Here is a 12,603-nt window from a genome sequence, read left to right on the forward strand (position 1 = left end):
GGGAGGAAGATACGCATCTTTCACCGGGCCAGGATTTCCCATGCTAATCACCGCCGAGAACACGCGCACCTTCAATACCGACATTCGTCTGGCCTGCACGCTGGCCGCCGTTGCGGGCGCACTTAACACCGCAGCGTTTGAAACGGTCGGCTTCTTCTCGGCGAACATGACCGGCAATGTCTCCTCACTTTCCGACCATCTGGCCAAAGCCAATCTGCATGTCGGCCTGTTTTTTCTGCTCATCGTGTTGCTGTTTATCGCCGGATCTTCTGTCTCAACGCTGATAATTAACTCCGGCAGACGGCGCCAGATTCGCGGCATCTACGCCATCAACATCCTGATTGAAGGCATCGCTTTGCTGCTGCTCGGCGTGATTGAAAGCTGGTTTCGCTTTAGCGGCTCTGGCGTGCTGCTGGTGCTGAGCCTGAGTTTTTTGATGGGATTGCAAAACGCCGTTGTGACGCGCATCTCCAACGCCCGCGTGCGCACCACGCACGTTTCTGGCACCGCGACCGATATCGGCATTGAGCTGGCGATGCTGTTTGATGTGCTGCGCCGCAAAGAATCCCCCAAAGATGCGCCGCTCTACATTGAGCGGCTTAAGCTGCATTTTTACACCGTGCTGGCGTTTTTGGGCGGCGGTGTGTTGGGAATTTGGCTGCTGCAGTGGATGAGTTATCTGCTGCTGATGGTGATCGGTGCGCTGCTCAGCGTGCTGGCTTTAGCGGCACTGAAACGGATCTGATCGGTGAGCAGCTTCACAGTTTTCCGCATCGTTCGCTAAAACTGCTTGCCACTTTTTCCGCGCTGTTAGCATGATAGCGCCCGTTAAGGATTGTTACTGTTCGGCAGGCAAAACCTGAGACGCGCCCTTTTTCAGTTGAAGAGGGCGCGTCTCAGGTTTTTTTTTGCGCGAAATTCAGGGCATGAGTTTAGGGCATTGTTCAGGAGAAAGAGTGATGCAATATCAGGAACTAGCGGATGACATCTTTGCCGGTGTTGGCGGCAAAGAGAACATCATCAGCGTGATGCACTGCGCCACGCGCTTACGCTTCAAACTAAAAAACAGTCAAAAAGCGCAAACTGCGGCGTTAAAAGACAATCCTGGCGTGATCATGGTGGTGGAGAGCGGCGGCCAATATCAGGTGGTGATTGGCAATCAGGTAGCGGAAGTGTATCGCGAACTCACGTCACGTCACGGGCTGGATAATCAGAGCGAGGCCGCAGATAACGCTGCACCGCAAGGCTTATTTGCACGCTTTATCGATCTGGTATCCGGCATCTTCACCCCCTTTATCGGCGTGATGATCGCCACCGGCATCATCAAAGGGTTGCTGGCGTTGGCGTTGGTGCTCGGCGTGATGAGTGCCGACAGCGGCAGCTACAAAGTGCTGTTTGTTGCCAGCGACGGTTTGTTCTACTTCCTGCCGATTTTGCTCGGCTACAGCGCCGGTAAAAAATTTGGCGGTAATCCGTTTGTCAGCATGGCGATTGCCGCTGCGCTGGTGCATCCAATGATTCTCGAAGTGCTGCAACAGCAGCAGCAGGGCAATGCGCTGACCTTCATCGGCATCCCGCTCGAAGTGCTGAACTACAGCTCGTCGGTGATTCCGATTATTTTCGCGGCCTGGGTTTCCAGCCTGATTGAACGCTGGGTGCATCCGCGTTCTCCCAGCGCGGTGCGTAACTTCACTACGCCGTTGTGCTGCCTGCTGATCACCGTGCCGCTGACGTTTCTGGCGATTGGTCCGGCGGCGACCTGGCTGAGCCGCATGTTGGCCGAAGGTTATTTGTGGATTTACAGCCTGAGCCCAATGATTGCGGGTGCGGTGATGGGCGCGATTTGGCAAGTGTGCGTGATTTTCGGTCTGCACTGGGGTTTAGTGCCGATCATGCTGAACAACCTCGCCAACTTTGGTCACGACACGCTACTGCCCTTGCTGATGCCTGCGGTGCTGGGCCAGGCGGGCGCCACGCTCGGCATCTTCCTGCGCACCCGCGAAGCGAAACTGAAAGCGATGGCGGGGTCGGCTTTTACCGCCAGCATCTTCGGCATCACCGAGCCGGCGGTATATGGCGTGACGCTACCGCACCGTCGTCCGTTTATCTTCGGCTGCATCGGTGGCGCCTTGGGCGCGGCGATCCTTGGCTTCTGGCACACCACCATTTACTCCTTTGGTTTCCCGAGTGTCTTCACCTTTATTCAGGTGGTGCCAAACAGCGGCATTGATGCCAGCGTGCTGGCGGCATTTGCCGGTGCGGCGGTGGCGCTTATCTTCGCTTGCGTCAGCACTTATCTGTTCGGTCTGACCGAGCTCGCAACCGAAGCGGTTGCGCCGCCGGCAGCGGTTGCTCCGCCCACCAGCCTGACGCGCCGCGAAAGCGTGGTCAGTCCGATGGCGGGCGATGTGATTCCGCTCGATCAGGTTAAAGATGAAACTTTTGCCAGCGGATTGCTCGGTAAAGGCGCGGCGATTATCCCGCAGCGGGGCCGCGTGGTATCGCCGATCGATGGCGTGGTGTCGTCAATGTTCCGCACCGGCCATGCGATTGGCCTGACATCGGCGCAGGGCGCAGAAGTGTTGATCCACGTCGGCCTCGATACCGTGAAGCTTGATGGACACTATTTCTCTCCCAAAGTAGCGAACGATCAGCCGGTCAAGGTTGGCGATCTGCTGCTAGAGTTCGATCTCGATGCGATTAAAGCCGCAGGCTTTGACCTTACTACGCCGGTGCTGGTGAGTAATAGCGATGACTTTGTGGATGTGTTAACCCTGAGCCGCACGGCGGTGAGCGAAGGCGCTCCGTTGTTGGCCGTGCTGAAATAATAGAGGAGCAAACAGATGACTAAACGTTTCCCGGACGGATTTTTATGGGGCGGCGCCGTTGCCGCAAACCAGGTTGAAGGCGCGTATCAGGAAGGCGGCAAAGGTTTATCAACCTCCGACCTGCAACCCAAGGGCATATTTGGTGCACGCGTCGAGCGCAGCGATGACGATTTTGGCATCAAGGATACCGCCATCGATTTCTATAACCGCTTCCCGGAGGACATCAAACTGTTCGCCGAAATGGGCTTTACCGTGCTGCGTACCTCGATTGCCTGGACGCGCATCTTCCCGCAGGGTGATGAAGCGGAACCCAATGAAGCGGGATTAGCCTATTACGATCGCCTGTTCGATGAGATGGCGAAATACAACATTACGCCGCTGGTGACACTGTCACATTACGAAATGCCGTATGGCTTGATCAAAAAGTATGGCGGCTGGGGCAATCGCATCACCATTGATTGCTTCGAACGCTATGCGCGCGCGGTGTTCACCCGCTTCCAGCACAAGGTGAAGCTGTGGCTGACCTTTAATGAGATCAACATGTCGCTGCACGCGCCGTTCACCGGCGTAGGTCTGGCGGAAGAGAGCGATCAGCAGGCAATCTATCAGGCGATTCATCATCAGCTGGTGGCGAGCGGGCGCGCGGTGAAAGCCTGCCATGAAATCGTTAAGGACGGCAAAATCGGTAACATGCTGCTGGGCGCGCTGCTCTATCCGCTGAGCTGCCGTCCGGCGGACGTGCTGGAAACCTTGCAACAGAACCGCGAATGGCTGTTCTTTGGCGATGTACAGGTGCGCGGCGCGTATCCGGCCTATATGAAGCGCTTCTTCGCCGATCGTAACATCAGCATCGAGATCACCGATGCCGATAAGCGCGACCTGCAAAACACCGTCGATTACATCTCCTTCAGCTACTACATGACCGGCTGCGTCACCACTAACGAAGAGGAGAACCAGAAAGCGCGCGGCAACATTCTCTCGATGGTGCCGAACCCGCATCTGCCGAGTTCCGATTGGGGTTGGCAGATCGACCCTGAAGGGTTGCGCATTCTGCTTAACATCCTCTATGACCGCTATCAAAAGCCACTGTTCATCGTGGAAAACGGGCTTGGTGCCAAAGATGTGGTGGAAGCGGACGGGCAAATTAACGACGATTACCGTATCCAGTATCTCAACGATCATCTGGTGCAGGTGCGTGAAGCGATTGAAGATGGCGTCGAGGTATTGGGTTATACCTGCTGGGGGCCGATTGATTTGGTCAGCGCGTCAAAAGCCGAGTTCTCCAAGCGTTACGGCTTTATCTACGTTGATCGCGATGACGCGGGCAACGGCACGCTGGCGCGTTCACGTAAGAAGAGTTTCTTCTGGTATCAGGACGTGATTCGTAGCCATGGTGCAGCATTGAAATAAGTGAGTTGAATGAAGGGTGCGCAATCATGCGCACCTGGTTTACGCCTCATCCGCATCATCCTGCAACGCAAGCGTCTCTTTGCGTACCCGCTCAATATGAATGGTGAGAAACATGCGTTCCTCGCTGGAGAGCTGATACAGGTATTTCTGCTGAATATGCTGGTCAATCTTCACTGCACATTGATAGGCGAGCGGATATTTGTCGCGCACCACATCATGTAAAGATTCATCCTCGCTCCACACGCCGCGTTTGCCCAACATGCGTTGCGCAAAGAACTTCAGATGGTTGACGAAACGGTTGTAGCTCAAGCTCTCTGTGCGGTAATCCAGCTGCAGGCGATACTTCACGATATGCAGGATTTCCTGCATAAATTGCGTGATGTGAGAAACATCGGCGAAATCACTACCAAGCTGCGCATTCACCAGATGCAGCGCGATAAATCCGGCCTCATCTTCAGGTAACTCCACGCTAAGCCGTTTGTGAATCAGCGCCAGCGCTTCGATACCGAGGGAAAACTCTTTCGGATAGAGCGTTTTGATCTCCCACTTCAACACGTTACGAATCGGGATGCCTTGCTGGTGGCGCTCAATCGCAAAATGGCAGTGATCGCACAGTGCGATGGAGAGGCTTTCATGCAGCGGCTGGCCCAGTTGCTGACGCGCATTGGCAATAATCAGTTCGCTGGTGGTGATCACCTCGAGCGGGATATCCGACAGCAGTTCGCTGAGCCGGCCCGTTAAGGTGTCGCTTTGCAGCGCAAACACTTTTTCGATCTGCTGTGCATCCAGTTCGTCGCCAACGCGCTTCTGAAACGCCAAACCGCGTCCCATCACCACCTGTTCTTTGCCGTTGTCGCCCAGCACCACCGCGACATTATTGTTGAGGATTTTCGCGATTTTCATTTTTATTTGCCCTGAAAATAAAAAACCTGACCCACCGGAAGGACGGCGTGTCAGGTTTTGCCTGCGCTGAACGCAGTAACAATCTCGCCAGATCATAATCGGCTCTGCTTTCCCGACAAGCAGAGCGACAGTTAAATGTGAAACGCATCATATTTCCAGCGCAATGAATCAGATGCGTTGATGGCGCAATTTAATGAATGTAAGGATAGCGTAAGGAAATGATCAAATTTCTATAAAGTTTGCGTTAAGGCTGTCGATAGTACCGTAACGTTAAATTAACAGGAGTTGCGGACATGACTGGGATTTCAACATTAGGCGTCGGTTCAGGACTGGGTTTAAGCACCATTCTCGACAAACTGACCGCGGCAGAAAAACAATCGCTGGCACCGATTTCCAAACAACAATCCGCTGCGACCGCGAAGTTGTCCGCCTACGGCACCCTTAAAACCGCGATTCAGACCTTCCAGACGGCTAACAATAAATTAAACGATGCCGCGCTTTATACTTCGACGACCACAGCATCCAGTTCAAGTGCGTTTAGCGCCGATTCCAACGGCAATGCGCTGGCGGGAAAATACACCATCAGCGTGCAGAACTGGCGCAATTCCAGACGCTAACCAGCGAGACAAAAACCGATATCAAAGCGGCGATAGGTAGCGATGCCGCGTCCAGAACCCTGAAATTTGTTAACGCGGAAGGTAAAGAGAAGAGTATTACGCTAACCAAAGATCAGACTTCGCTTTCGGCGATTCGTGACACCATCAACAAATCCGACGTTGGCGTTACTGCAAGCCTGATCAAGGTATCCGCCACGGAATACCGTTTGTCGCTGACATCATCGGCATCCGGCACCGCCAATGCGGTGAAATCGCTGAGCGTGACCGGCGATGATACCTTGCAGGATTTTATCGGCTTTGATGCATCAGATGCGGCCAGCAGCGGCATGGCGCAAAGCGTCGAGGCGCAGAATGCCAAGCTGACCGTAAACAATGTGGCGATTGAGAGCAGCAGCAACGTTATCACCGACGCGGTGGAAGGCATCACGCTAAAGCTCAACGATGAAACCAGCGGCAACCAAACGCTGACGGTGAGCAGCGATACCAACAAGGCGAAAACCGCCATTACCGATTGGGTGAATGCCTATAACTCGCTGCAGGATACGATGGCGAGTTTGACTAAATACACGCCAGTGGATGCGGGTAAAGATCCGGACGGGAAGAATGGAGCGCTACTCGGTGATGGCACACTGCGTAATATTCAGGTGCAACTGAAAAGTATTCTGGCCAACAGCTCGGGTTCAGGTGTTTATAAAACACTATCTCAGGCGGGCATTACTACCGATCCCACTAACGGCCAACTTAAGCTGGATGCCACCAAACTGACCACCAGCTTGCAAGTGAAACCAGAAGCGATTCGGGACATGTTTGTCGGTGATGGCAAAAAAACCGGTGTTTCGACGGTGCTGAACACCACGTTCACCGCATTTCTCAGCAGTAAAGGTGTGTTGCAGGGCGCGACGGATTCGATCAGTAAAAAACTGAATACGCTAACAGATCAGTACAATACCGCCAGCAAACGTATTGATGACACGATTGCGCGGTATAAAAAGCAGTTCACCAATCTGGATAAGATGGTCAGCGTGCTGAATAACACCAGCAACTATCTCACCGAGCAGTTCAGCAATAGTACAAAGACCAATAAGTAAGCGTAACGCGGTCGCCATAAATGGCGATCGCTATTTCTGAACTAGCCTTACTTTTTCTTATTCAACATGGTCTTCAAATCGGCAAAAGGATTATAGGTGGCTTCACCAACATCCTTCTGCGCATCTTCACCCGCCACAACACGCGTGCCGTACTGATCCGCTTCGGTGTATTTCGAGTGCTCGTGATCGTGACAATAGAGGCATAACAACTCCCAGTTACTGCCATCTTCCGGGTTATTGGTATGGTCGTGATCGATATGGTGAACGGTTAATTCGCGCAGGTTGGAATAAACAAATTCACGCGAGCAGCGGCCGCATACCCACGGATAGATTTTCAATGCTTTCTCACGATAGCCGCTTTCCAGCCGCGAGTAGTTTTTAGGGATCAGAGCCATTGCAGACGTTACCTGTTAGAAAGAGATAAAGCGACATGTTATCTGCACATCCCGCAGCTGCCAATGATGTTTATCATTCCTGAGCATCCGTTCTAAAAAACCGCCTACACTAGTTTGTAACTACGCGGAAATAAAAGGCCGCCCGACCCCGTTCGATGGAAATTCACTCATAAAATGATGCCCGTTAATGATTCTCCGTCGGTAAGCCGGATGCAACGTATCGCTTTGACGATGATGGTGGCATTGCTGGCCACCATCCCTCTATGGACTAACAAAATTTATTATCGGGATGATCTTTACCGGATATTAGATGGGGATAGATCAACATGGCTAAGTAACGGGAGGCCGGGCACCTGGTTATTACAATCCCTGATCTCTTTTGGTGATACGGTCAGCGATATTTCTCCGCTTAATTTACTGCTCGGATTGCTGGCGCTAAGTATTGCTGCGGTAATTTTCACGGAAAGATTGAGAATTCCGCTTGCGGGTTTCTGGTCATTTCTCCCGCCGCTATTTATCATTCTTAATCCCTTTCTGACGCAGGGAATGCTCTATACCTATGACAGTCTCACCATACTTCTGTCATTTGCAGGCGCCATGCTGGCAAGCATGGTTAATCGCGCAAAGCCTTTTCAGGAGATCGTTTACACGGCGCTGATATTATTGCTGATTCAGACACTCTATCAGCCAGGGCTCAATGTCTATATTGCCTGCGTAGCCTTGCTGGTCGTCTCTCGACTGGTAAATGATCAATCCAGCTGGAAGTGGCTGTGCGGGAAAATAGTGGCGCTGGGCATTGCCATCCTGGCTTATAAACTCGCGATGAATTATTTATTGCCGGTGAAGATCGACTGGTACAGCATGAAACACAGCAAGCTGTTATCACTGAATTCCGATTCTCTGCAAGTCCTTATCAACACTATTAAGGCGTTCAGTGACCTTTTTCTCAGCGCCTATCCGCGCGGCATGATGGTATTTATAGGGCTGCCTATGCTGATAATGTTTTCAGGCCTTATTGTGATGGTTCGAAACTTAAAACAGCAGCAGAAGTTGACGCTAAGTGCGGTCTTAATGCTGTTCAGTGCGGGATTGATCGTCATCATCGCCATCCCCGGGCTTTCATTGGCCTTAGCCACGCCGTTATTTGCACCGCGTATGCTGGGCGCATGCAGCATTACTTTCCTGTTCTGTTTCTATGTAGCCGTTTATTCATTACCTGCAATAAGAAGCTGGCTGGCGGGATTGAGTGCGATATTGCTGTTTTATCATCTGGTGGTGATGCTGGTCACTTTTAACACTGTAGTTAACGATCAACGTTATCAAATGGAGGTGATGAATCAGATCAAAATCACGCTTTCTGCTCCCGCTGCCCAATCGATTGATTCACTTGCCTTTATTGGGCAGTTGAATGATGCTCCAGAAGTACAAACCAATATTCGTAACTTCCCCATCATCGAACATATCCGCATGAAAATGTTGGGTGAGTCTGAACCGTGGATATGGCTGGCGCTGATCAAACATGTAGGTTTGAGATTGAAAGCGGTGAAAGCAACGGATGAAATGAGAGTAATTAAACCGCGTCAGGTTCTGGCGCAGGGACCCGATTATGACGCCTTTCAGGATGGGCAAACGATGGTGATTGATTTTAGAAAATCGGGTGGGCAGATTAATAAACCTTAATTCAGCGGCTCAGTCCGGTTGCGGGTGGGTAATAATCCCGGACTGAGCTTTTATCTGATGTTATTTATTCAACAGTTCTTTGCGAACAATTTCTGCACCTGCACTCAATGCATCTAGCTTGCCTCTTGCCACACCGCGTGGCAGAGGAATCATGCCGCAGTTGGTGCAAGGGTAGAGTTTATCAGCATCAACAAACTGCAGGGCTTTACGCAGCGTTGCTGCAACTTCTTCTGGCGTTTCAATGGTATTGCTTGCCACGTCAATAGCACCAACCATCACTTTTTTGCCGCGAATCAGTTCCATCAACTCCATCGGCACATGCGAGTTTTGACACTCCAGTGAGATGATATCGATATTCGACTTTTGCAGTTTAGGGAATATCTCTTCATATTGACGCCATTCTGTGCCCAGCGTCTTTTTCCAGTCGGTATTCGCTTTGATGCCATAGCCGTAGCAAATATGCACTGCGGTTTCGCATTTCAGCCCTTCAATGGCTCTTTCTAAGGTTGCGATACCCCAATCATTCACTTCGTCGAAGAAGACGTTAAATGCCGGCTCATCAAACTGAATAATATCGACGCCCACCGCTTCTAACTCTTTCGCTTCTTCATTGAGAATTTTAGCGAATTCCCATGCCAGTTTTTCGCGGCTTTTATAGTGGTTGTCATAAAGCGTGTCGATCATGGTCATTGGACCCGGCAGTGCCCATTTAATAGGACGATCCGTTTGCTGACGTAAAAACTTTGCATCTTCAACAAATACTGATTTTTGACGACTCACCGGACCCACAACGGTTGGCACACTGGCATCATAACGATCGCGGATTTTAACGATCTCGCGCTTCTCAAAATCTACGCCGTTGAGATGTTCAATAAAGGTGGTGACGAAGTGCTGGCGGGTTTGCTCGCCGTCACTGACGATATCAATTCCTGCCTGCTGTTGATCGTCCAGGCACAAACGCAGCGCATCTTGTTTGCCGTCGGTTAATTCCTGATCTTGCAATTTCCACGGTGACCACAACGTTTCCGGCTGAGCCAGCCACGATGGTTTCGGTAAACTACCAGCAGTGGAAGTCGGTAATAATTTTTTCATAGCAGGTGACCTTATATTTTTATCGGTAATCAAAGAACGGGAGTAAACCATTGCTCAAGAAGAGTTTGATATGGCTTGATGAAGCGCTCTTCCGTGAACTTTCCTTGTTCAATAGCCAGTTGGCTACGTTCTTCTCGATCATAAACAATTCGCGTTAAAGAATAATCCTGATGGCTCAGGCTTGGCTGATAGTGTCTACCAGCTGCAGAATTCGCATTGTAAATCTCAGGGCGGTAGATCTTCTGGAACGTCTCCATGGTGCTGATGGTGCTAATCAGCTCAAGATTGGTGTAATCACTGAGTAAATCGCCATGGAAATAGAAGGCCAGAGGCGCAGCACTGTTTGCCGGCATGAAATAGCGTGCCCGCAGGCCCATTTTGCCGAAGTATTCGTCAGTCAGAGAAAGTTCATCCTGCTGATATTCAATGCCCAATACCGGATGTTCATTACCGGTGCGGTAATAGGTATTTTTACTGGATACGCTCAGGCAAATAACCGGGGCTTTATTAAAATTCGCTTTGTAAGCTTCTGAGTTAACGAAGTGCTTGAAAATGTTGCCATGCAGATCGCCAAAATTATCTGGCGTGCGGAATTCAGTATGGTTCTTGTTGTGCTCAGACAATAAAACGCTGAAATCATAATCACGCACGTAAGAAGAGAAGTTATTTCCAACAATCCCTTCAATGCGTTCGTTGGTTTTTTTATCAACGATATTGGTCTTCAATATTTCGATCACCGGGAAGGTGCTGTTGTTGCCCTCAGCACCCAGATTCAGCTCAGCAGAAATAATCTCTAGCTCAACCGCGTAACGATCGCTTTTAGGGTTGTCCCAATGCGCCAGTGAATTGAAACGGTTATCAATCATCACTAAAGCATTGCGCAGGTTCTCCTGACGCTTCTCACCACGCGCCAAATTGGCAAAGTTGGTAGTGATGCGTGTATTGCCAGAAGGATTGTAATTTTCGTCGAAACGAAGGCTCTTAACCGTAAAAGTAAAGGCGTTGTTCATTTTAGTCTGCTATCCCGGTTACCAATAAAAAGCCTTGCTGTCGCTGGATTTCAGAATTTCCCAATGCTTTTGCAGGGTACTTTCATTCAGCAGGCTTGATATTATTTTAAGTTATTAACAATGGTACTTTTATGCCTGAGTCACTGGTTGAAAAAAAGTGATTTAATTTCATCGAACATGAAGGAATTTCATGATGTGGTGGGGAGGATGAACGGCGCTCACTGTAGCTAGCCTGTTCAACCTGGCAGAGGCTCTACAATTAAAGGTATACTCTTCCACAAATTTTTAACCGGTTAAGACACGACAATGGCAAAACTCACCTTACAAGAGCAGCTGCTGAAAGCAGGCTTAGTCAGCAGCAAAAAAATGGACAAGGTCCAGAGAACCGCTAAGAAATCACGCGTTCAGGCTCGTGAGGCCAGAGAAGCGGTGGAAGAGAACAAAAAGGCTCAGCTTGAGCGTGATAAGCAGTTGAGCGAACAGCAAAAGCAAGCGGCGTTATCGAAAGAGTACAAAGCGCAGGTTAAGCAGCTGATCGAAATGAACAAAATCGATATCTCTAAAGGCAATATTGGTTTTAATTTCACCGACAATAATCTGATCAAAAAAATCGACGTTGATAAGCAAACGCAGACACAACTGATTAATGGCCGATTGGCGATTGCGCGCTTGGCCGTCGATAGCAAAGGCGAGAGCCAATACGCGATTATTCCTGCCAGCGTCGCCGATAAAATTGCGCAGCGTGATGCGAACAGCATCGTGTTGAATAGTGCATTGAGTCAGGAAGCGCAGGATGAAGACGATCCGTACGCTGATTTCAAAGTGCCTGATGATTTAATGTGGTAAGCACAATGCCGGTTGCGCTGTCAGAACGGGCAGGCACACCGGGCGTTTAGGCACTCGCCGCTGACCGGATGAACAAACTTCAACTCGCTGGCGTGTAACATCAGACGCGGGATGTGTTCGGTCCCCGCCAGCATAAGACCGCCATACAGGTCGCAACCCAAAATCGGATGGCCCAACAGCTGGCAGTGGATACGCAGCTGGTGGGTGCGTCCAGTCTCTGGCGTAAGTTCCACCCGCGTTAATGGCATTAACGTCTTATCTTCCAATAGGTGCTGAGTGCGCTCAATCACCCGATAGCGTGAGCGAGCCGGCTTACCATTGATTGGGCAAATTGACATCAACGGAAATAGCGTCGGATCTTTGGCAATCGGCGCGTCAATCACACCTTCGTCTTCATGCAGATGCCCGCACAACAGTGCGCGGTAAATCTTGGTCACGCTGCGCTGGCTAAACTGCTGGCAAATTGCGGCATTGATCGCCTTATTGCGGGCAATCACCATTAACCCTGATGTGCCGAAATCCAGACGATGCACCAACGTGCAGCCGGGAAAAAGCTTCACTAACCGATGATGCACAGAATCGAGATTGCGCGGATTTTTCCCCGACAGGCTGAGCAGACCAGCAGGTTTATTGATCAGCAGCAGATGATCGTCCTGGTAGAGAATCTCAATCTCTTCAAGGCATAGCGGGGCAATAAAGGTATCGATAATCGTAGACATCAGGCTGCCCGGCTG

General features: G+C 50.7%; 10 protein-coding genes and 1 pseudogene. 6 read left to right on the plus strand and 5 right to left on the minus strand.

Features of this window, described 5'->3' with window-relative positions:
* Positions 1-40 precede the first annotated feature (40 nt).
* The 3 genes from AAF463_RS20480 to ascB all read left to right on the plus strand — a co-directional run bounded on the left by AAF463_RS20480 (position 41) and on the right by ascB (position 4,238).
* Positions 41-745 (plus strand): YoaK family protein, encoded by a 705-nt coding sequence (locus tag AAF463_RS20480; protein WP_110867163.1) that lies wholly within the window; start codon positions 41-43, stop codon positions 743-745.
* A gap of 214 nt (positions 746-959) precedes the next feature.
* Entirely contained in the window at positions 960-2,828 is a 1,869-nt protein-coding gene (bglF, locus tag AAF463_RS20485) for a PTS beta-glucoside transporter subunit IIABC (protein ID WP_350262342.1), read from the plus strand.
* A gap of 15 nt (positions 2,829-2,843) precedes the next feature.
* On the plus strand, positions 2,844-4,238 hold the full coding sequence (gene ascB, locus AAF463_RS20490) for a 6-phospho-beta-glucosidase (protein ID WP_192235139.1): 1,395 nt from the start codon (positions 2,844-2,846) through the stop codon (positions 4,236-4,238).
* 39 nt (positions 4,239-4,277) lie between these two features.
* Here ascB and licT read toward each other — a convergent pair whose 3' ends face one another.
* Positions 4,278-5,141 (minus strand): BglG family transcription antiterminator LicT, encoded by an 864-nt coding sequence (licT, locus tag AAF463_RS20495; protein ID WP_350262343.1) that lies wholly within the window; start codon positions 5,139-5,141, stop codon positions 4,278-4,280.
* A gap of 293 nt (positions 5,142-5,434) precedes the next feature.
* Between licT and fliD the strand changes: the two are divergent.
* Positions 5,435-6,846 (plus strand): annotated as a pseudogene (fliD, locus tag AAF463_RS20500) (flagellar filament capping protein FliD).
* A 47-nt stretch (positions 6,847-6,893) separates the two neighbouring features.
* Here the strand turns inward: fliD and yajD are convergent.
* Positions 6,894-7,241, minus strand: a complete 348-nt coding sequence (gene yajD / locus AAF463_RS20505; RefSeq protein ID WP_137387030.1) for an HNH nuclease YajD — start codon at positions 7,239-7,241, stop codon at positions 6,894-6,896.
* 210 nt (positions 7,242-7,451) lie between these two features.
* On the opposite strand from yajD, the gene AAF463_RS20510 reads away from it, so the two are divergent.
* Positions 7,452-8,921 (plus strand): glucosyltransferase domain-containing protein, encoded by a 1,470-nt coding sequence (locus AAF463_RS20510; RefSeq protein WP_350262344.1) that lies wholly within the window; start codon positions 7,452-7,454, stop codon positions 8,919-8,921.
* A 60-nt stretch (positions 8,922-8,981) separates the two neighbouring features.
* Here the strand turns inward: AAF463_RS20510 and AAF463_RS20515 are convergent, their stop codons facing one another.
* Together AAF463_RS20515 and AAF463_RS20520 are read right to left on the minus strand one after the other, a co-directional pair.
* Complete coding sequence (locus tag AAF463_RS20515; protein WP_101761313.1) at positions 8,982-10,013, minus strand: methionine synthase; 1,032 nt, start codon at positions 10,011-10,013, stop codon at positions 8,982-8,984.
* 29 nt (positions 10,014-10,042) lie between these two features.
* The gene (locus AAF463_RS20520; protein ID WP_350262345.1) at positions 10,043-11,023 is read right to left on the minus strand and encodes a DUF1852 domain-containing protein; all 981 of its coding nucleotides are present in this window, start codon (positions 11,021-11,023) and stop codon (positions 10,043-10,045) included.
* 306 nt (positions 11,024-11,329) lie between these two features.
* On the opposite strand from AAF463_RS20520, the gene AAF463_RS20525 reads away from it, so the two are divergent.
* A complete protein-coding gene (locus AAF463_RS20525; protein ID WP_101761315.1) occupies positions 11,330-11,869 on the plus strand; it encodes a DUF2058 domain-containing protein in 540 nt (179 codons plus the stop codon).
* 20 nt (positions 11,870-11,889) lie between these two features.
* Here AAF463_RS20525 and AAF463_RS20530 read toward each other — a convergent pair whose 3' ends face one another.
* Entirely contained in the window at positions 11,890-12,588 is a 699-nt protein-coding gene (locus AAF463_RS20530) for an RluA family pseudouridine synthase (RefSeq protein ID WP_350262347.1), read from the minus strand.
* Positions 12,589-12,603 lie beyond the last annotated feature (15 nt).

Source organism: Pantoea sp. BJ2 (assembly GCF_040255075.1).
GTDB lineage: Bacteria > Pseudomonadota > Gammaproteobacteria > Enterobacterales > Enterobacteriaceae > Pantoea > Pantoea leporis.